Here is an 18,703-nt window from a genome sequence, read left to right on the forward strand (position 1 = left end):
ACGGCTCAGCGGCAGTCCAGCGTCTTCACCGCGGCGGGGAAGTAGGCGCGCATGAACTTCTCCACTTTTGCACGGTTGGCTTCGTCCAGGATGCTCGCCTGCGGCAAGTGCAACTTGAGCGTGAAATATCGCCCGCGATCAGTGATGCATGAGACACTCACGATGGCACCATTTCTGCCGATGACCGCCTCGTCGCCGATGTCCGCTTTGCGGAACTGTGAGACGCCTTCGAGCACTGGATCGAATTCTGACCGTTGAGCCAATCCGGGCGCGTCCGAGGTCCAGTAGAAGTTGAACTCCATCTCTCGGTCATCACCGGAGAAAAGCGTACACGGGGCGGATATCGCTTTCGAACGGTCCACCCGGCTGTACTCATGAAGATCTTCCGCAGACTCGACAAGCGGTTCGGCGAGTTCCCAATCGACCGGCGTACCACAGATCTTCTCAGGAGGCTGGGGCTTGTCACCTCGCCCGCAGGACACTACGAGGCAGGTGAGGATCAGGCCGAGGGCTGCGGTCCGTCTCGTCAGGCTGCCCACTCTCACTTCGGCTCCACCCCGGACACATCCCTGCCCTTTGCTTCACCCCGGCCGGCTGCCGTGTCGATGGTGTTCTGCGCATCGTAGGCGCCATCGAATTCGCCTTCGCGCGCATCCTTCCATTCGTCCACAAGCGCCATGAGTTGCCTGTTTCTCGATTCGGCAACCTCGATGTTGCTCTCGACTCTCTGATCGTCGATCCTCTTCTGCTCGTCCTCCAGCCACATGCCCGTGACGTAATCGAATCCTTGCTGCACCTTGTCACTGACCACAGGGATATAACTGATCGCTTCGTCGATGAGTGACTTGGCCGCGAATTCCGCAACCTCGGGATCGCCTTGTGCCTGGGTGCGTGCCTCCTCCAGGAAACCCACTGTCCGCCCGGCACGTACTAGGGACTCCGTCGAGTCGGGCCGGGTGTCGGCATGGAAGTCCGTGACCATCGCCTGGTTCAGCCCGCCGTTCAGCGTGCCGTAGGCGTCCTGGTCCTTGGAGATCTGCTTGGTGACCTCGAAGAGATCGGTCTGGTCCAGGGGGGCTCCTGCGACGGCGACCTCACTCATCGCCCTGTGCACGGTGTCCCCGTGGTTGACGAGAATGTTGGCCACGGGCTCCCGCAGGGACGGCGGGAAGTCGTCGCCCTGGCCGGCCAGAGTCGTCAGGGCCGACCTGAGAACCGCCTCGTTCTGTTCGGTGTGCTCGACGTAGCGGGCGTTCTCGTCCGACGGGTCAATACCGGTCGCCGCGGCCTGCAGGGCGGCGCCGAAGCCCGCGCGGCTGTCACCGTCCACACCGCGTGTGTACGTGGTCACCTTCATCCCCTCCCGCTCGTGCAGGGTGACCTCCCAGTCCCGCTCCTTCATGAGGTACTTCATGTGGTCGTCGGAGCTGAGATAGTCCGCCGCCGCCGCGGGGTTCCGGCTCATGAGGCCGAGCATGCCGTCCACCGGGTCGTTGGCGAACCAGCCGCCCCGCTCTCCGCTGTACTCGTGCTTCAGGCGCCAGATGCCCGGGGCCTTCTTCTCGGCCGCGATCATGTCGTCGGTCAGGTGCCCGAGCATGTCCGGCGCGTACCCCTCGCCCTTCTGCATGAGGGTGACCAGTGACTGGTAGCCGACCGCCTTGTCGAGGCGGGCGCCCTGGGCGTCGGTGCCGTAGCGTGCCACACCCGCCTCCCGCATGTCCTCGCGCCAGCCCTCGTACCACGACGAGCCGGTGTCCCGGGTCGCCGAGGCGAGGGCATGGGCCAGGCCTGTCTCGATCTTCGTGTAGTGGTCCACGCGGCCGTCACCCCATACGTGGATGAGGTCGTTCAGCTCGTTCGTCAGCCTGATGGTGCCCTCGGCGCCCAGGCCGTCCAGGAGCGTGCGGGAGAACGCGGGGTCGTCGTCGTTGTCGCGGAACGTCCGCTCGAGCTCGGCGAGTTCCTCGTCGGACAGGCGCTCGCCCTTGCGGAGCCGCTCCAGTGCCTCCTCGGCCGCCTCACCCTCGTACTTCTCGATGTCGCCCTTCGCTTCGCCGTTGAAGCCCTTGCCGCCGGCGATGGCACTGGAGTCGGTCACGACGGCCTGCAGGGCGATCCGGACGCCCGTGTCCGCGTCCGTGACGTCCCGCACCGCCTTGTCGATGCGCTCCTGCCACGACTGGACGGCCTCCAGGTATCCCGGATCCTGGCGCACCGCCCTGCGTGACTCCTCCGGTAATCGCTCGATGTCGAAGCTCACACGTCCGCTCTCGGACACTTTCATGCCCGCGTCGACGGCGTCCTGCCGGGCCGACTTCAGTCGGCCGCGCAATTCGACGAACTGCGTGTACGCGTCACGCAGCAGCGCGGCCACCGCCTTGGCCTCCGTCTGCGCGTACTGGAACTGCTGGAGGGTGATGTCGAAACGCCTGTTGGCCGCGTCGGCGCTCAGTCCCGCCCAGCCGGTGTCCATGGAGATGCCGTGCACGTCCCGGCGGTAGGCCTTCTCCTGCTCGGCGAACTCACCTGCCATGCCGTCCCATCGTTCGGCAGCCGCGGTGAGTGCGCCGAGGTCCGTGGTCATGATCTCGTGGTAGGTCGGCATCTCGGTCCCCCGGGGTGTCTCGGCAGGGCTCGTCGTCTGCGGTCAACAGCGGTCGGGCGGGGAGGTCCGCCTGGCTTCGGCGCCCATCGCGAGATCCGTGCCCCGCAGCACGGTGTTGGCGCTGCGCAGCGCGCCCTTCTCCGCGTCGAGCCGGTCCTTCGGGTTCTCCACCTGCCCGCCCCAGGCCTCGTGGGCCTTCTTCAGCGCCGTCGATGTGGCCCAGCCGTCCCCGGCCTCCGCCCGGGACGCCTTGACCGCGCTGTGCCGGTGTCCTCGTCCGCCCATCGTCCGGCTTTCGCCGTGTCGGGTTCGATGTGCTCCTCGATCACCCTCGCGGCGGCCTTCTTCTGCGCGGGCGACGAGGCCAGGTCCTTCCGACCGCCCGTCGACGCTCCCCCGCCCCGCTCCGCCGGGAGCCGGTTCGGCCCCGTCCCGACCGTCTGCTCCGTTTCAGCGGTGCCCGTCGCCACGAACCGTCCTCCCCGTTCCGGTGGCCCTCCCGCGCGACCACACCGGTGTCAGAGGCGTGATCGCCGTCGCAAACGCTACGGTATCGCGGAATCACGGAACGTGACACCGTGCCTGACCGGCCTGTGCGGTACGTCGCCGGGCGTCCGTCTGCTGCCGGTCGTCCTCTGCACCGCCGTGGTCGGCTGCGCCCTGCCCGGCACGGCAAGCCACCTCACGGGCTGTCTGCCACTCATTGCGGCCGGGGCGGCAGCGGTCGTCGTCGGGTACCCGGTGACGCGTCCGCCGCCACGGACGTCCTGCCGGTCTGAGAACGGCGCAGAAGCCGGTACCGGAGAACCGGAGAAGTGAGGGCCTAGCCCTGTTTGGCGACCGTGAGGAGCACCGCCGCGTCCTCCAGTGCCTCCAGGCCGTGCCGGGCGGGAGGGATGACGATGAGGTCCCCGGTGCGGCCCTCCCGGTCGGTGTCACCACTGGTGAGGCGGACGCGTCCGCGCAGGACCAGCAGGGTGGCCTCGCCGGGACTGTCGTGCTCGGCGAGGGACGTGCCGGCGGTCAGCGCGAGGAGGGTCTGGCGCAGGGTGTGCTCATGGCCGCCGTGGACGGTGGTGGCGCTGCGGCCGTTGGAGGAGGCGGCGGCGCGTTCCAGGTGTTCGCGGGCGAGGGCGTCGAGGGAGAGCTTCTGCATGGCACCGAGCTTTCCCGAGGGCCCTTGACGGTCACCAGGGCCATGTGGGGTACATCGTGGTGTCCGTGGCGTCCGCCACGTTCACTCGTGCTGCCGTACGACTGCCGGCGCCCTCCGCGATACTGGCACGGTGCCGCAGCCGATCACGCCCGACCCGCCGGAGGCGATCGCGCGTCCGCTGCTCACCCAGTCGTGGCTGGACCTGACGTTCGTCCACTGGGCGGTGGACCCGGCCGACGTGGCCCCGCTGCTGCCGCCGGGCACCGTGCCGGACACCCTGGACGGGGTCACGTACGTCGGCCTCGTCGCGTTCCGGATGCACAGGGTGGGGTGGCTGCGGCTGCCCGGTGTCCCCTATCTCGGGAACTTCCCGGAGACCAACGTCCGCCTGTACTCGGTGGACGCGCACGGGCGGCGCGGGGTCGTCTTCCTCTCCCTGGACGCCTCCCGGCTGATCCCGGTGGCGGTCGGCCGGCTGGGGTTCCGGATGCCGTACCTCTGGTCCCGGATGCGCGTGGAGCACCTCGACGGCGGCACGGTGACGTACACCGCTTCCCGGCGCTGGCCCGGACCGCGGGGCGCCGGTGGCCGTATCACCGTGCGCAGGGGCGAGCTGATCGCGGAGCCGACCGAGCTGGAGCACTTCCTGACCGCCCGCTGGGGCATGCACGGCGCCTTCTTCGGGCGGTCGACGTACCTGCCCAACGCGCATCCGCGCTGGCCCCTGCACCGGGCCGAGCTGCTGGAGTGCGAGGAGGACCTGGTCACCGCGGCCGGGCTGCCGGGACCGGCCGGGGAGCCGGTGAGCGTGCTGTACTCACCGGGCGTCCCCGCCCGCTTCGGACGCCCGGCCCGTCCGGCCGGCATCCCCACTCCGTGATGCCTCGACGTATGCGTCAGATGACGCCCTGCGCGAGCATCGCGTCCGCCACCCGCTCGAAGCCGGCGATGTTCGCGCCGGTCACGTAGTCGCCGGGGGCGCCGTAGCGCTCGGCGGTCTCCGCGCAGGTGGTGTGGATGTCGGTCATGATGCGGGCCAGCTCGTTCTCGACCTGGTCGGCCTTCCACGACGTACGCGACGCGTTCTGCGTCATCTCCAGCGCGCTGACCGCGACACCGCCCGCGTTGGCCGCCTTGCCGGGGCCGAAGGCGACACCGGCCCGCTGGAAGAGCTGCACGGCCTCCGGCGTGGTCGGCATGTTCGCGCCCTCGGAGACCGCCTTCACGCCGTTGCGGATGAGGGCGTCGGCGTCGACGGCGTTCAGTTCGTTCTGGGTCGCCGACGGCAGGGCGACGTCCGCCGGGACCTCCCAGACCCGCCCGCCGGGCACGAACCGCGCGGAGGCGCCCCGGCGCTCCGCGTAGTCGCTCACCCGGCCGCGCTCGACCTCCTTGATCTGGCGCAGCAGCTCCAGGTCGATGCCCTTCTCGTCGACGACGTAGCCGCTGGAGTCGGAGCAGGTCACCGGGTTGGCGCCGAGGGCGGTCAGCTTCTGGATGGTGTAGATCGCGACGTTGCCGGAGCCGGAGACGACCGCGGTCTGCCCCTCCAGGTCCTCGCCGCGGGCGCGCAGCATGGCCTCCGCGAACAGCACGTTGCCGTATCCGGTCGCCTCCGGGCGGATCAGCGAGCCGCCCCAGCCGGCGCTCTTGCCGGTGAGCACGCCGCCCTCCCAGCGGTTGGTGATCCGCCGGTACTGGCCGAACAGGTAGCCGATCTCGCGGGCGCCGACGCCGATGTCACCGGCCGGGATGTCGGTGTACTCGCCGATGTGCCGGTACAGCTCGGTCATGAAGGACTGGCAGAAGCGCATGACCTCGGCGTCGCTGCGGCCCTGCGGGTCGAAGTCGCTGCCGCCCTTGCCGCCGCCGATGCCGAGACCGGTCAGGGCGTTCTTGAAGATCTGCTCGAAGCCCAGGAACTTGATGATTCCGAGGTTCACGGAGGGGTGGAAGCGCAGGCCGCCCTTGTAGGGGCCGAGGGCGCTGTTGTATTCGATCCGGAAGCCCCGGTTGACGTGGACCCGGCCCTGGTCGTCCTGCCACGGCACCCGGAACATGATCTGCCGCTCCGGCTCGACCAGCCGCGCGACGAGCCCCGGCTCGGCGTACTCGGGGCGCGCCGTGAGCACCGGGGCGAGGGTCTCCAGCACCTCGCGCGCTGCCTGGTGGAACTCGGGCTCCGCCGGGTTACGGCGCTCTATCTCGGCGCGCAGCAGGTCGAGCGAGGTCTTGGGGTCGGGTCGTGAGGTCACGAGGTCCCTTTCTGGCGCGGCTGACACCGGTATGGAAACCGGTGATGGGCGCTCGGCGCCGTTGCCGCGCGCAGGAAAGCGGCCGGTTGGGGGACGTTGCCCAAGGCGGCCAGCTTTCCAGTGTTACCTCTGTGTAAACCGGAACGGCAAGAAGCTCGCCCGATTGTCCGCTATTTGAGACTTGGCATGCGGAAAACGGGACGGCGGACCGGTGTCCGATCACCTCCGCCGGCCGTAGCATCCCGCGATGACCCTGTCTCGCTCACGGCCGTCGCCGACCGACGCCGTCGTCGCCCTCGGTTTCGCGGCGGTCGGCTGCCTCGCGGGCGCCTACTACCGGCCGCCCGGCTGGCACGCGTTCGACGGACTCGGCTACGTCCTGGCCTGCCTGACCGCGCTGCCCCTGGCGTTACGACGACGGCTGCCGGTTTCGACGGTGCTGGCGTCGGCGGGCGCGTACGCCGTCTATCTCGGCTGCGGCTACCAGCCGTCCGTGAACGTCTGGACGCCGGTCGTCGGCCTGCTCAGTCTGGCCGGATGCCGTCCGCTCCCCGTCGCCTGGGCCGGGAGCGTCCCCGTGGCCGCGGTCATGGCGCTGAGCGGCCTCACCGGTCGGCTGCACCCCGCGCTGGTGGCCGCCCAGGCCGTCCTCGTCCCCGTGGTGGCCATCGCCTTCGGCCATACCCGCTATCTCCTCGTCCGCGCCAACGCCAGGCTCCGCGTCGTCACCGCGGACCTGGTGGCCGAGCAGGAGGCACGCGCCCGCAACGCCGTCACGCTGGAACGCATGGCGATCGCGAGGGAACTGCACGATGTGGTGGCCCACCACATGTCGGTGATCACCATTCAGGCCGGGCTCGCGGAGACGGTGCTCACCTCGGACGCCCCGGCGGCCCGCAGCGCCCTGCGGGCCGTCGCGGAGACCGGGCGCGGCGCGCTCGACGAGTTGCGGCGCCTGCTCACCGTTCTGCGCGTCCAGTCCGACGACGACGGGCAGGAGGCCCCGTACGAGGCGGCGCCCCGCCTCGACCGGCTGCCCGAGCTGGTCAGCAGTGCCACCGCGGCCGGCCTGGACATACGGTTCACGGCAGCGGGTGAGCCGGTCCCCCTGCCGCCCGTGGTCGACGTGTGCGTCTACCGGGTCGCCCAGGAGGCGCTCACCAACGTCATCAAGCACGCCCCCGGCGCACGGGTGGCCCTCACCCTCGACTACACCCCGGACGAGGTCGTCCTCATGGTCCGGAACGACGGCGGCCCGGACGGCCGCGCTCGCACAGGCGAGCGACCTGAAACCGTCCCCGGCTCGGGACTCGGCTTGATCGGCATGCGTGAACGGGCCAGGATCTGCGGTGGACACCTGTCCGCAGCACCCCACGACGGAGGCGGGTTCGAGGTCGAAGTGGTCCTCCCGCTGCACGCGTCCCGTCGTGCGCGCCCGGAGGAGTCGGAGGGGCAAGGACCATGACACGCGTACTGGTGGTGGACGACCAGGAGCTCGTCAGAGCCGGCCTGGCCTCCCTGCTCCGGACGGCGCCGGACATCACCGACGTGCGGGAGATCTCCGACGGCGAGGCGGCCGTCGAGGCGGCGTGCCGCGAGCGGTGGGACGTGGTCCTGATGGACATCCGGCTGCCGGGCATGAGCGGCATCACCGCCACCGAGGAGATCCTGGAGAAGGCACCGGACCCGCCCCATGTGATCGTGCTGACGACCTTCGACGTGGACGAGTACGTGTACGCGGCGTTACGCGCCGGCGCCAGCGGCTTCCTGCTCAAGGACACGTCGCCGCGGCGGCTCGTCGAGGCGGTCGAGGTCGTGACCCGCGGCGAGATGCTCTTCGCCCCGGCCGTGACCCGACGCCTGGTGGAGGCCTATACCCGGCAGTCCGCCTCGACGGTCGAGCTGGAGGCGGTGTCGGAGCTGACCGCACGGGAGAGGGAGGTCCTGCGGCTGGTCGGCCTGGGCATCGACAACGAGGCCATCGCCCAGCAGCTGCACGTCACCGAGGGCACGGTCAAGACGCACCTGTACCGGATCATGGGCAAGCTCTCCCTCAACAGCCGCGCCCAGGCGGTCGTCATGGCGTACGAGAGCGGGCTGGTCGTCCCCGGACAGGCCCGGTGACCGCGTGGCGCACCACTCCCCCTTGGTGGTGCGCCACGTGTTCGGCCTCAGCCGTCCGCGCTCACCCGCGACGCCTCGGCGCACCGACTGAGCGTGTTGTTGCTGTCGAAGAGGCACACCTTGATGCCCACCTTCTGACCACCGGTGACGTTGCCGAAGGGATCCCAGACGACGGCGGAGCCGGCCAGCCCGTTGGTGTTGTTCTTGGCCCCGAGGTATGTGCTGCCGATCCAGGCGTACGCCCTGACGCCCTTGCCGTCCCCGCAGTAGTCGTGGATGACGAGGTAGTCGTCGTTGTTGCCGCCGCCCGGGGCGCCCGCACCGTAGTCGACGAAGTTGACCACGCCGCATCCGCCGCTCGTCGTGCCCACCGCGAAGCTGTCGTTCGTGGCGGCGACGGCGGCCTGGGCGCCGAACAGCATCGTCGCGGCGGCGACCGCCGTGGTGGTGAACGCCGCACGGGCGGCAATGGCACGGAAGTTCATGGTGCATCCCCCATTTCGGTGTCGTCGGCCGCCGCGTTCCTTGCCGCGACGGCCTCACGCTGACAGGTCGTCGTTCGACCTGCGCATGACACTACGAGCGCCGCACCGGCCCGTCGTCCGGCCCAGACCTGAGATACGCCGGCCACCGTGCGCTCTCCGCCGTATGCCTGTGGTTGACACCGCCCCCGGGGCCCCGCACGCCGACGCGCCCCACTCCCGGCGACAACCGGGCGTGGGGCGCGTGGTGTCGGGGTGTCAGCGCTCCGAGGCGTACGTCACGAAGTCCGCCCACGCGCCCTGGGTGACCGCGAGTCGAGGACCGCCCAGGTTCTTGGAGTCACGGACGTGGACGGTGCGGGGTGCTATCGCGATCTCCCCGCAGGAGTTGCCATCGGGGCCGTCGCTGTAGCTGCTCTTGAACCAGACCAGTTCAGCAGCGTCCCCGGCAGAAGCCTCGCGGATCATGTCTCTCCCAGCACTTGCTCGATGAAGGCCAGCGACTCCCGAGGGGTGAGAGCCTGCGCCCGGATCGCCCCATACCGCAGCTCAAGGATCCTTAGCTGCTTCGGATCGAAAGTCGGCCGACCGCTGAACGCGCCGTCGGAACGACCTGCCGCCGTACCGTCGGCGAACTTCAGCACCTCGATCCTGCCGTCCAGCCCAGGGTGACCCCCCGCGCTGGTAGGCATCACCTGCAACGTGACGTTACGCAACCGCCCCACCTCCAGCAGGTGTTCGAGCTGCTGTCGCCACACCATTGTGCCTCCAACAGGTCGACGCGGCGTGGCCTCTTCCAGGACGAAGCTGAGAGCCGGAGCAGGAGACCGTTCGAAGATCGACTTGCGCGCCATGCGAGCAGCGACCAGACGCTCCGCCTCCTCCTCCGAGTACGGCGGCTGCCATCGATAACGACTTCTGGGCGATCGACTCTTCGACGCCCCCGAAGTGGGCTGCCTGGTGTGCAGGTTCGTCGCGACCCCGAGTCGCGAAACTCCACCCTCATCATCTCGGAGGCTGACCTTGCTCCACCGCGGGGCGGACGCGGGGCGGGACAAGGCCGGCCTCCGAGTTGATCCGCGTCGCCGTGCCTCACGGCAGGGTGGATGCATGACGACGACAAGGCACTCCCACCCGGACTCCGAAGCGACGGGCCCCGCACAGCACAGCGTGCCCGCCTGGGCAGAGCGCGTCGCGCACGCCATCCCTCTGGTCGTACTGCCCGTCGGCATCTGGCGATTACCGATTGGCTTCGGGTACGGCATGGGCGGAGAGCCCATGCCCCCTGCCTGGTACAACGCCCCTTACGTCATCGGGCTGACGATCCTCACCGAAATCCTCGCGCTGCTCAGCTTCGGATTGGTCCGCCGCTGGGGTGAGGTCGTTCCCCACTGGGTGCCGAGGCTGGGCGGGCGACGCGTCCCGCCGGCCGCCGCGATCATCCCCGCAACCCTAGGCGGCCTCTTCCTCACCGCGCTCTGCATCCACTGGCTGTACGAAGCCGCTACCGCCGGCACGGCGGCCTGGCCGTACGACGAGGGCTGGGATGTCCTCGCGATGGCGATGAGCGGGCTGATGAACCTGTGGGGTCCACTGCTTCTGGTCCTCACGTATGCGTACTACCGACGCCGCCGGACCTGATCCCAGTCTTCGGTGAGAACGCTCGACCTTCGCAGCGAGAGATCATTCATGCCTGAATTGCGGCTTGCCGCCGGTAGGTGAGGTCGATGACGGCCCGGTCGTAGTAGCGGTGCCCCTTCGCGCCGCGTCGGGCGGACAGTTTCTGCCGGGCCCGCTGCGGGAGTTTCCTGGCCAGCGCGTCGGCGCGGAACTTTCCTGCACCGGTGGTCACATCGGCCGAGCAGGCCACCGCGAGGACATAGCCCAGGCCACGTTCCTCCAGGGCCGCCCGCAGTTTCGGGTTGCCGCCGTAGACCTCGTCGCCGGTCACCCAGCCAATGCGGTGCCCGGCGTCCAGAAACCGCTCGATCACCGTGCGGGCCAGCTCCGGCTTGGTCGCGAAGGCGGTACCCTCGCCCAGCCCCGCCGCCCTCCTCGCCCACCGCCTGGCGGCGCAACTGCCACCCCCACCCCCGTACCGCGCCCCGGCCACCCCACCACCGGCCCACCACCGGCTGCGCAACTGCGACGGCTGCGACCACGCCTTCCGCGCCCCCGAAACCGAAACCCACTGCCGCGCCCGCCGCACAGCCGCCTCACCCACTCACTGAGCGGAGGAAGGACACCGTGACGTTCGCGCGCACGGCGGGGACGACCCGAAGGGCGGCGACATCACCGTCTGCGGCGGGATGTTCACCTACCAGGTCGTCGTACGCAGCGAACGCGTCTGCATCGTCCAGATCACCTACCTGGGCTGGTGACCCTCGTACCTTGACCACCGGTGACACGGGAGTTCAACGCCGTCCTGGAGCCCGGTAGGTGTCCCGGGGCGGCAGGGCGACGGGTGCCCGGCGCATCGGGTCGACCAAGGGCCGGTTATCGTGTCGATCACGACCGAAAAGGTCAACTGCCCGTGCGACAAGGGGAATCGACGTGGATCAGCAGAACTCCGGCATGCACGCTCCCCCGCGGATCGACACCGGCAAGCCGCATCCCGCGCGGATGTACGACTGGTTCCTCGGCGGCAAGGACAACTACCCGGTGGACGAGGCGCTGGGCAGGCAGCTCGTGGGGTTCGCGCCGGGTATCCCGGTCATGGCGCGGATGAACCGGGCGTTCATGCACCGTGCCACCCGCTGGACGGCCGGCCAGGGTGTGCGGCAGTTCCTCGACATCGGGACGGGTATCCCGACGGAGCCGAACCTGCACCAGGTCGCTCAGGGGATCGCCGCCGACGCGCGGGTCGTGTACTGCGACAACGACCCGATCGTCCTGGTCCACGCCGAGGCGCTGCTGCGCGGCACTCCCGAGGGGGTCGTCGACTACGTGCAGGCGGACGCCCGTGACACCGCCGCGATCGTCGAACGGGCCCGCGGGACACTGGACTTCGAGCGGCCGGTCGCGCTCTCCCTGATCGCGCTGCTGCACTTCATCGGCGACGGGGACGGGGCGTACGAGCTGGTGGAGCGGCTCAAGGACGCGCTGGCGCCGGGAAGTTACCTGGTCATGTCGCACCTCACGCCCGACTTCCACCCGGAGGAGGCGTCGAAGAAGGTGACCGACCTGTACCGGGCGGGCGGGCTCACCATGGACATGCGCAGCCGGGACCGGTTCACCCGCTTCTTCGAGGGGCTGGAGATCGTCGCCCCCGGCATCGTGGCGGCCGAGGAGTGGCACCCGGAGCTCGGTGAGCCGGTTCCCGGGCAGGAGGGCGTCCACAGCGGGGCGTACGTGGCGGTGGCCCGCAAGGTGTGAGCCCTCGCGGAGCAAGACGGCGGGGCCGCCCCTGTCAGGGGCGGCCCCGCCGGGCGTTCTCAGCCCTTCCGGTGCTTGTGGCCCTTCTTGCAGTCGTCCTCCCGGGCCGCCTCCTTCAGCGTGTCCCGCAGGGCGTAGAAGGCGGGCTTGCGCTTGTAGTCGTCGGTCATGACGTTCGCGAAGCCCTCGCCCTCGAAGAACACCGGCACCCATGAGTACTTGTCGGTGAAGCCCCAGATGGTGAACGAGTTGCAGCCGTCGACGGCCAGGCAGGCCTCGAGCGTCCGCTGGTAGTAGTCGGCCTGCTTCTGCTCCTGCGCCTCGGTGGGCACACCGCTCTCCGGCAGGTCCATGCGGACGTCCAGTTCGGTGACGGCGGTCTCCAGGCCGAGCGCGTCGAACCGGCGCAGGTTGTCCTCCAGGTCGCCCGGGAAGCCGTACCGCGTGCTCAGGTGCCCCTGCACGGAGAAGCCGTCCACGGGTACGCCCTGCTCCAGCAGGTCCTGGATGAGCGCGTAGTAGGCGTCGCTCTTGGCGTTGACGCCCTCGACGTTGTAGTCGTTGAAGAACAGCTTGGCCTTCGGGTCGGCCTCGTGGGCCCACCGGAAGGCGTCGGCGACGATGCCCGGTCCCAGCTCGCGGATCCAGATGTTGTCCTGGGTGCGCAGCTTGCCCTGGTCGTCGAAGATCTCGTTGGCGACGTCCCACTGCTGGATCTTGCCGGCGTAGCGGCCGACGACGGTGGTGATGTGCTCGCGCAGGATCTCGCGCAGCTCCTCCTGGGAGAAGTCGCCCTGCTCCAGCCACGCCGGGTTCTGGCTGTGCCACAGCAGGGTGTGGCCGCGCACGACCTGCTTGTTGCGCCCGGCGAACTCGACGATGGCGTCGGCCTGTCCGAAGTCGTAGCGGTCCCGCTCGGGGTGGATGTAGTCCCACTTCATCTGGTTCTCGGGGGAGACCGAGCTGAACTGGCGCCCCAGGACCTTCCGGTACTCCCTGTCGTACGTGAAGGGGTCCGGGTAGTCCTGCTCCAGGTGGTGGCCGCCGCCTGCCACGGCGGTGCCCACGACGAAGCCCTCGGGAGCGGCCGAGCGCAGCCGGTCGAACCTGGCGTTGGAGTGCGGCGCCGCCTCCTTGCCGGCCGACGGGTCGGCGGCGGCCGAGCCCGTCGCGAGCGGCAGGGCCAGGGCGGCGGTGGCGAGGGCCACGGTGGCGAAACGAATGGATCTCATGCGGGGAGTCTCATTCCCATCGTCATTCTCGAAAGTTTCGAACCTGAATCCGAAACATTAGGGATGGGCGGACGCTAAGCTCTGGCGGAGCCGCGCGTCAATACCTGTGCGCAGGTCATGTCCGCACCCGTGCGCAGTTCACGTCCGCTCCGACGACCGGTCGGACAGCAGGTCCGTACCAACCCCTTGCTCCCGCACCCATCACGTCGCAAGCTCCCCTCATGGAGCTGGAGTTGCGGCATCTGAAGACGATCCGGGCGATTGCCGACGCCGGCAGCCTGACCAGGGCGGCGACGGCCCTCGGGCTCGCGCAGCCCGCGCTGAGCGCACAGCTCAAGCGGATCGAACGCGCCTTGGGCGGTGAGCTGTTCGAACGCGGGCGGCACGGAGTACGGGCGACCCCGCTGGGCGAACTCGTGCTGGAGCGCAGCCGGATCGTGCTGCCCGCGGTGACCGAACTGCAGCAGGAGGCGGCGCGGTTCGCCCGCACCTCGCGCGCGACCGCCTGCTTCCGGCTGGGCGGCACCCACGGTCCGCTGCTGGGCGCCCTGGTGGACCGGCTGGCGGACGCGACGCCGGACGCCCGCGTCACCACCTGCACGTCCTGGTCCGAGCGGGAGCTGGCCGCACTGCTCGTCGAAGGCCGACTGGACTTCGCCCTCGCCGGGACCTGCGGCTCGGCCGAACCGCCCGGCGCGGAGGGCCTGGTCTGGCGGGAGGTCGCGGTCGACCCGGTGTTCGTCATGGTGCCGGAGGGCCATCCGCTCGCCCACCCCGGCGAGGTGGACCTGACCGAGCTGGCCGGCGAGCAGTGGGCCTGCGTCCCCGGCGACGGCTGCTTCGGGGACTGCTTCACGGCGGCCTGCGCCCGCGCCGGCTTCACCCCGCGCCGGATGTACGAGACGGACACCTCGTCCCTGGTCCACCTGGTGCAGGTCGGCCGGGCGGTCGGGCTGTGCCGGGCGACCTTCCCGACCACGCCCGGAATCACCACCCGGCCGCTCACGGGCACTCCACTGACCTGGCGGCACCTGCTGGGCTGGCACGCCGTGACACAGCGGGCGGAGACCGCCGCCACCGTCCTCGAACAGGCCCGGCTGGCCCACGCGGGCGTGGCGGCGCGCAGCGACAGCTATACGGAGTGGCTCGCCGCCCAGCCCGTTCCATAACACCGGGGGGAGGGCCGGCCGGGCTCTTACGCCCGCCGCTCGGCCCTCCCTACGGTTTCGGCACCTCCCCACCGAACCGAGGAGTTGCCCCATGCTCCACCGACACCTCCCCCGACGCACCAGATCCGTGGGTGCCGCCGCCGCGGCGACGGCCGCCCTGCTCGTGGCCGGGCTCAGCGGCTCCGCGAGCGCGGAGCCGACCACCTCGGCGGCGGCGCAGGCGCTGCGCACGGACGCCGCCCCGCCCGCCCTCCTCAAGGCCATGGAACGCGACCTCGGTCTGGACCGGGCGCAGGCCGAGCGGCGCCTGGCCAACGAGGCGGAGGCCGGAGCGACGGCGGGCCGCCTGCGCGCGGCGCTCGGCGCCGACTTCGCGGGCGCCTGGGTGCGCGGCGCCGAATCCGGCACCCTGACCGTGGCGACGACCGACGCCCGCGACGTCCCGGCCATCGAGGCGCAGGGCGCGAAGGCCACCGTCGTACGCCACTCCCTGACCGACCTGGACGCGGCCAAGTCCCGCCTGGACCGGGCGGCTCAGCGCAACGACACCACCGACGCCCCCGTCTGGTACGTGGACGTCCGCACGAACACGGTGGTCGTCCAGGCGGTACGCCCCTCCGCCGCCCGCGCCCTCCTGTCGGCGGCCGGCATCGACCACTCCCTCACCCGGATCGAGAAGTCGGCCGACCGGCCCCGCGCGCTGTACGACCTGCGGGGCGGCGAGGCGTACTACATCAACAACAGCGGCCGCTGCTCGATCGGCTTCCCCGTCACCAAGGGCACCCAGCAGGGCTACGCCACCGCCGGTCACTGCGGGCGGACCGGTAGCAGCACGAGCGGACACAACCGGGTGGCCCAGGGCACCTTCCAGGGCTCGATCTTCCCGGGCCGGGACATGGCGTGGGTGGCCACCAACTCCCAGTGGACGGCGACTCCTTACGTGAAGGGCCAGGGCGGCCAGAACGTCCAGGTCACCGGCTCCACGCAGGCCCCGGTCGGCGCCTCGGTCTGCCGCTCCGGCTCCACCACCGGCTGGCACTGCGGCACCATCCAGGTGCTGAACACCAGCGTGACCTACCCCGAGGGCACCATCACCGGCGTGACCCAGACCACGGTGTGCGCGGAGCCCGGTGACTCGGGCGGCTCGTACATCTCCGGCAGCCAGGCGCAGGGCGTCACCTCGGGCGGCTCGGGCAACTGCAGCAGCGGCGGTACGACGTTCTTCCAGCCGCTCAACCCGCTGCTGCAGAACTACGGCCTCACCCTGAAGACGACCGGCGACGACGAGCAGCCGCCCGGGGAGGAGGAGCCGGGAGGCACCTGGTCCGCGGGCACCGTCTACCAGCCGGGCGACACGGTGACGTACGGCGGCGCCACCTACCGCTGCCTCCAGGGCCACCAGGCCCAGACCGGCTGGGAGCCGTCGAACGTCCCGGCGCTGTGGCAGCGCGTCTGACCCCGACCCGCACCTGACCATCCCGACGGGGGACCGGACCGGCCCCGGACGCGCACCTGACCGCGCGCCCGGGGCCGGTCCCATGGGAGGCGAAGGACGGCGACATCACCGTTCGGTGCGGGATGATCACCTACCCGGCGTGTCCTACGGGCCGGCCAGGAGGCAGCCGGGGTGCCCGGCACTGCGGGGGACCATTTCCGGCTGGACGGTCCTCAGGGCCGGGCCCAGCGCGCCGGAGGCCGCCGAGACCCTGACCGAGCCGGCTCAGTCTGTCGCGCCCTCGAAGACTTCGGCCGCCGACGTCGCGGTGATGGCCCGGATGAACCAGACGTGCAGTGTGTCGAGGTCCCGGCAGCCTGCGATGCGTTCCCGGTTCTCCTCGCTGACCTCGACACCCCGGTGCCCCAGCAGAACCAGAACGGCCTTCGCCTCGCCCTCCGCCCGGCCCTCGGCCCGAAGCTGCTGGGCGGTCTGCGACTGGAACCAGGAAAGGTCCATCAGTCCACGCGCCCCGCCTCACCGGCCGACGCGAAGACCTCCGCCGTCGACGTCGCTGTGAGGGCCCTCGTGAACCACAGGTCCAGTACGTCAGGGTCACCACAGCCGACGATCCGCTCCCGGTCCCCTTCACTGACCTCGACGCTCCGATGAGCCAGCAGACGCAGAAGAGCCTTCGCCTCCCCCTCGGCCCGAAGCTGCTGGGCGGTCTGCGACTGGAAGAACGAGAGGTCGACGGCCATGAGATGCCTCCAGAGATCCGCGGCCTGCGTCGTGCCGAGGCCTTGTTCCATGAGTTCGATGAAGGTGCCTGCGGTGCTCTCGTCGTCGGCCGACAGGCCTTTCAGTGCCTTTGCCAGCGCATTCAGTATGGCATCGGCTTCCGGCTCGCAGCGGTGAAGAGCCGCCGACAGGATCGTGAGCGGGATGTCACGAGCCGCTTCGGCAGGGCTGTCGATCACCGGCAGGTCGTTGGGCCCCAGGACCAGTGGCCGCAGCGTGAGCGAGGGCCACTGGCGTGGGCCGATGTCGAACTGCTGGGCTGCCCAGGCCGCCGTCTTCCGGTCCGGGCACACGACGAGCAGTACCGGCGGGACGCGGTACTTGGCGTACACGTGGGACAAGTAGTAGGCCCAACTGGCCGGCTTGTGCGAGCTCGGCTTGCTCTGCGATTCCACGGCCAGGACGAAACTGCCATCCTCCGTGTCCATGCGCAGCAACGTGTCCACCCGCCGCTCCAGCGGCCGGGTCTCCGTAAGGTCGGTGGAGAGTTCGGAGGCGGACACGGGTGGGGGGGAAGGCGACGCCGAGGTTCCTGGCGACGCGGGCGAAGAGGCCCGGTTCCTGCTGGAAGATCCGGTGCAGGGCCTCATGGGATGAGCTGACCATGAGGCGAAGCTATGGGCGGAACGGCATGTGCCATACGCAAATGCACCACCGTTCCCGCGATCGAGTGACCACTACGGCGGCGAAGTTGACGCCCACAAGCCCCGCACAAGCACCGCACAAACGAAAGGGCCCGCACGACCGAAGTCGTACGGGCCCTCTCAGGTGCTCGCGGCAGGAGCTACCAGGTCAGATCAGCAAGCTCACTTGTTGATCTTGGTGACCTGGCCGGCGCCCACGGTCCGGCCACCCTCACGGATGGCGAACTTCAGGCCCTCCTCCATGGCGACGGGCTGGATGAGCTCCACCTTCATCTCGGTGTTGTCACCCGGCATGACCATCTCGGTGCCCTCGGGGAGGGTCACGACGCCGGTCACGTCCGTCGTACGGAAGTAGAACTGCGGGCGGTAGTTGTTGAAGAAGGGGGTGTGACGGCCACCCTCGTCCTTCGACAGGATGTAGGCCTGGGCCTCGAACTCGGTGTGCGGGGTGACCGAACCGGGCTTGATGATGACCTGGCCGCGCTCGACGTCCTCGCGCTTGATGCCACGGAGCAGCAGACCGACGTTCTCACCGGCCTGGCCCTCGTCGAGCAGCTTGCGGAACATCTCGATGCCGGTGACCGTGGTGGTGGTCTTCTCCGGCTTGATGCCCACGATGTCGACGGTCTCGTTGACCTTGAGGACACCACGCTCGATACGACCGGTGACGACGGTGCCACGACCGGTGATCGTGAAGACGTCCTCGATCGGCATCAGGAACGGCTTGTCGACGTCACGCTCGGGCTGCGGGATGTTCTCGTCCACGGCCTTCATCAGCTCGAGGACGGAGTTGCCCCACTCCTTGTCACCCTCGAGGGCCTTGAGCGCGGAGACCTTGACGACCGGCAGGTCGTCGCCCGGGAACTCGTACTCGGAGAGCAGCTCACGGACCTCGAGCTCGACGAGCTCCAGGATCTCCTCGTCGTCCACCATGTCGGCCTTGTTCAGGGCGACGACGATGTACGGAACGCCGACCTGGCGGGCCAGGAGCACGTGCTCCTTGGTCTGCGGCATCGGGCCGTCGGTGGCGGCGACCACGAGGATGGCGCCGTCCATCTGCGCCGCACCCGTGATCATGTTCTTGATGTAGTCCGCGTGACCGGGGCAGTCGACGTGGGCGTAGTGACGCGTCTCGGTCTGGTACTCGACGTGCGCGATGGAGATGGTGATACCGCGCTGGCGCTCTTCGGGAGCCTTGTCGATCTGGTCGAAGGCCGAGGCCTCGTTCAGGTCCGGGTACGCGTCGTGCAGCACCTTGGTAATGGCGGCCGTGAGGGTCGTCTTACCGTGGTCGATGTGACCGATGGTGCCGATGTTGACGTGCGGCTTAGTCCGCTCGAACTTCGCCTTCGCCACTGGGGTCCTCCTGTGGAGTGGTTCTGTACGCCTTACTTCATCGGCGCCAGGTGATCTTTGCTGGGA

17 protein-coding genes and 4 pseudogenes are annotated in these 18,703 nt (G+C 69.7%); 8 read left to right on the forward strand and 13 right to left on the reverse strand.

The features are described 5' to 3' along the window. Positions 1-5 precede the first annotated feature (5 nt). From AMK33_RS42130 to AMK33_RS11905, 4 genes are all read right to left on the reverse strand, one after another. Complete coding sequence (locus AMK33_RS42130; protein WP_143203822.1) at positions 6-539, reverse strand: hypothetical protein; 534 nt, start codon at positions 537-539, stop codon at positions 6-8. A gap of 2 nt (positions 540-541) precedes the next feature. Next, complete coding sequence (locus AMK33_RS11895) at positions 542-2,587, reverse strand: hypothetical protein (protein ID WP_143203823.1); 2,046 nt, start codon at positions 2,585-2,587, stop codon at positions 542-544. A 63-nt stretch (positions 2,588-2,650) separates the two neighbouring features. After that, complete coding sequence (locus AMK33_RS11900; protein ID WP_235618052.1) at positions 2,651-2,893, reverse strand: hypothetical protein; 243 nt, start codon at positions 2,891-2,893, stop codon at positions 2,651-2,653. A 538-nt stretch (positions 2,894-3,431) separates the two neighbouring features. Continuing rightward, positions 3,432-3,764: a cupin domain-containing protein gene (locus AMK33_RS11905; RefSeq protein ID WP_073932764.1), complete on the reverse strand. Its 333-nt coding sequence runs from the start codon at positions 3,762-3,764 to the stop codon at positions 3,432-3,434. 130 nt (positions 3,765-3,894) lie between these two features. Here AMK33_RS11905 and AMK33_RS11910 point away from each other — a divergent pair, with 130 nt between their 5' ends. After that, positions 3,895-4,644: a YqjF family protein gene (locus AMK33_RS11910; protein ID WP_073932765.1), complete on the forward strand. Its 750-nt coding sequence runs from the start codon at positions 3,895-3,897 to the stop codon at positions 4,642-4,644. A 16-nt stretch (positions 4,645-4,660) separates the two neighbouring features. Here the strand turns inward: AMK33_RS11910 and gdhA are convergent, their stop codons facing one another. Further along, positions 4,661-6,019, reverse strand: coding sequence for an NADP-specific glutamate dehydrogenase (gdhA, locus tag AMK33_RS11915; protein ID WP_073932766.1), 1,359 nt, complete (start codon positions 6,017-6,019; stop codon positions 4,661-4,663). A 247-nt stretch (positions 6,020-6,266) separates the two neighbouring features. On the opposite strand from gdhA, the gene AMK33_RS11920 reads away from it, so the two are divergent. Further along, a complete protein-coding gene (locus AMK33_RS11920) occupies positions 6,267-7,484 on the forward strand; it encodes a sensor histidine kinase (RefSeq protein ID WP_073932767.1) in 1,218 nt (405 codons plus the stop codon). Further along, positions 7,481-8,143 (forward strand): response regulator, encoded by a 663-nt coding sequence (locus AMK33_RS11925; protein WP_073932768.1) that lies wholly within the window; start codon positions 7,481-7,483, stop codon positions 8,141-8,143. Before AMK33_RS11920 ends, AMK33_RS11925 begins: the two co-directional genes overlap by 4 nt. 47 nt (positions 8,144-8,190) lie before the next feature. Here the strand turns inward: AMK33_RS11925 and AMK33_RS11930 are convergent, their stop codons facing one another. The 3 genes and pseudogenes from AMK33_RS11930 to AMK33_RS11940 form a co-directional block, all read right to left on the reverse strand. Beyond that, positions 8,191-8,628 (reverse strand): hypothetical protein, encoded by a 438-nt coding sequence (locus AMK33_RS11930; protein ID WP_073932769.1) that lies wholly within the window; start codon positions 8,626-8,628, stop codon positions 8,191-8,193. Between the two features lie 255 nt (positions 8,629-8,883). Continuing rightward, positions 8,884-9,093 (reverse strand): DUF397 domain-containing protein, encoded by a 210-nt coding sequence (locus AMK33_RS11935; protein ID WP_073932770.1) that lies wholly within the window; start codon positions 9,091-9,093, stop codon positions 8,884-8,886. Then, a pseudogene (locus AMK33_RS11940) lies at positions 9,090-9,527 on the reverse strand (DUF5753 domain-containing protein); the annotation flags it as partial. The gene AMK33_RS11935 and the pseudogene AMK33_RS11940, both read right to left, overlap by 4 nt. Before the next feature lie 208 nt (positions 9,528-9,735). Between AMK33_RS11940 and AMK33_RS11945 the strand changes: the two are divergent. Then, entirely contained in the window at positions 9,736-10,266 is a 531-nt protein-coding gene (locus tag AMK33_RS11945) for a hypothetical protein (RefSeq protein WP_073932771.1), read from the forward strand. Between the two features lie 76 nt (positions 10,267-10,342). Here AMK33_RS11945 and AMK33_RS11950 read toward each other — a convergent pair. Continuing rightward, positions 10,343-10,678, reverse strand: a pseudogene (locus AMK33_RS11950) (transposase); the annotation flags it as partial. On the opposite strand from AMK33_RS11950, the pseudogene AMK33_RS43760 reads away from it, so the two are divergent. Together AMK33_RS43760 and AMK33_RS11960 are read left to right on the forward strand one after the other, a co-directional pair. Next, a pseudogene (locus AMK33_RS43760) lies at positions 10,668-10,856 on the forward strand (helix-turn-helix domain-containing protein); the annotation flags it as partial. The pseudogenes AMK33_RS11950 and AMK33_RS43760 sit on opposite strands and share 11 nt — an antisense overlap. Before the next feature lie 343 nt (positions 10,857-11,199). Beyond that, the gene (locus AMK33_RS11960) at positions 11,200-12,000 is read left to right on the forward strand and encodes an SAM-dependent methyltransferase (protein WP_073933042.1); all 801 of its coding nucleotides are present in this window, start codon (positions 11,200-11,202) and stop codon (positions 11,998-12,000) included. A 59-nt stretch (positions 12,001-12,059) separates the two neighbouring features. Here AMK33_RS11960 and AMK33_RS11965 read toward each other — a convergent pair whose 3' ends face one another. Further along, the gene (locus AMK33_RS11965) at positions 12,060-13,232 is read right to left on the reverse strand and encodes an endo-1,4-beta-xylanase (protein WP_073932772.1); all 1,173 of its coding nucleotides are present in this window, start codon (positions 13,230-13,232) and stop codon (positions 12,060-12,062) included. Positions 13,233-13,453: 221 nt separating this feature from the next. Here AMK33_RS11965 and AMK33_RS11970 point away from each other — a divergent pair, with 221 nt between their 5' ends. Next, positions 13,454-14,401, forward strand: a complete 948-nt coding sequence (locus AMK33_RS11970; protein ID WP_073932773.1) for a LysR family transcriptional regulator — start codon at positions 13,454-13,456, stop codon at positions 14,399-14,401. A 91-nt stretch (positions 14,402-14,492) separates the two neighbouring features. Next, complete coding sequence (locus tag AMK33_RS11975) at positions 14,493-15,857, forward strand: alpha-lytic protease prodomain-containing protein (RefSeq protein WP_079194822.1); 1,365 nt, start codon at positions 14,493-14,495, stop codon at positions 15,855-15,857. Positions 15,858-16,121: 264 nt separating this feature from the next. Here AMK33_RS11975 and AMK33_RS11980 read toward each other — a convergent pair whose 3' ends face one another. The 3 genes and pseudogenes from AMK33_RS11980 to tuf form a co-directional block, all read right to left on the reverse strand. After that, positions 16,122-16,355: a hypothetical protein gene (locus AMK33_RS11980; protein ID WP_073932774.1), complete on the reverse strand. Its 234-nt coding sequence runs from the start codon at positions 16,353-16,355 to the stop codon at positions 16,122-16,124. Next, positions 16,355-17,243, reverse strand: a pseudogene (locus tag AMK33_RS11985) (hypothetical protein). Before AMK33_RS11985 ends, AMK33_RS11980 begins: the two are co-directional and overlap by 1 nt. 200 nt (positions 17,244-17,443) lie before the next feature. After that, positions 17,444-18,637: an elongation factor Tu gene (tuf, locus tag AMK33_RS11990; protein WP_016434619.1), complete on the reverse strand. Its 1,194-nt coding sequence runs from the start codon at positions 18,635-18,637 to the stop codon at positions 17,444-17,446. Positions 18,638-18,703: the final 66 nt, after the last annotated feature.

The organism is Streptomyces sp. CB02400 (assembly GCF_001905725.1).
Lineage (GTDB): Bacteria > Actinomycetota > Actinomycetes > Streptomycetales > Streptomycetaceae > Streptomyces > Streptomyces atrovirens.

What these genes read in the sequence shown, in the direction of transcription:
- AMK33_RS11980 (WP_073932774.1), bottom strand. Translation starts at nt 16,355, where the DNA reads ATGGACCTTTCCTGGTTCCAGTCGCAGACCGCCCAGCAGCTTCGGGCC.
- AMK33_RS11975 (WP_079194822.1), top strand. Translation starts at nt 14,493, where the DNA reads ATGCTCCACCGACACCTCCCCCGACGCACCAGATCCGTGGGTGCCGCC.
- AMK33_RS11970 (WP_073932773.1), top strand. Translation starts at nt 13,454, where the DNA reads ATGGAGCTGGAGTTGCGGCATCTGAAGACGATCCGGGCGATTGCCGAC.
- AMK33_RS11900 (WP_235618052.1), bottom strand. Translation starts at nt 2,893, where the DNA reads ATGGGCGGACGAGGACACCGGCACAGCGCGGTCAAGGCGTCCCGGGCG.
- AMK33_RS11920 (WP_073932767.1), top strand. Translation starts at nt 6,267, where the DNA reads ATGACCCTGTCTCGCTCACGGCCGTCGCCGACCGACGCCGTCGTCGCC.
- AMK33_RS11935 (WP_073932770.1), bottom strand. Translation starts at nt 9,093, where the DNA reads ATGATCCGCGAGGCTTCTGCCGGGGACGCTGCTGAACTGGTCTGGTTC.
- AMK33_RS11960 (WP_073933042.1), top strand. Translation starts at nt 11,200, where the DNA reads ATGCACGCTCCCCCGCGGATCGACACCGGCAAGCCGCATCCCGCGCGG.
- AMK33_RS11905 (WP_073932764.1), bottom strand. Translation starts at nt 3,764, where the DNA reads ATGCAGAAGCTCTCCCTCGACGCCCTCGCCCGCGAACACCTGGAACGC.
- AMK33_RS11895 (WP_143203823.1), bottom strand. Translation starts at nt 2,587, where the DNA reads ATGACCACGGACCTCGGCGCACTCACCGCGGCTGCCGAACGATGGGAC.
- AMK33_RS11930 (WP_073932769.1), bottom strand. Translation starts at nt 8,628, where the DNA reads ATGAACTTCCGTGCCATTGCCGCCCGTGCGGCGTTCACCACCACGGCG.
- AMK33_RS11925 (WP_073932768.1), top strand. Translation starts at nt 7,481, where the DNA reads ATGACACGCGTACTGGTGGTGGACGACCAGGAGCTCGTCAGAGCCGGC.
- AMK33_RS11945 (WP_073932771.1), top strand. Translation starts at nt 9,736, where the DNA reads ATGACGACGACAAGGCACTCCCACCCGGACTCCGAAGCGACGGGCCCC.
- AMK33_RS11965 (WP_073932772.1), bottom strand. Translation starts at nt 13,232, where the DNA reads ATGAGATCCATTCGTTTCGCCACCGTGGCCCTCGCCACCGCCGCCCTG.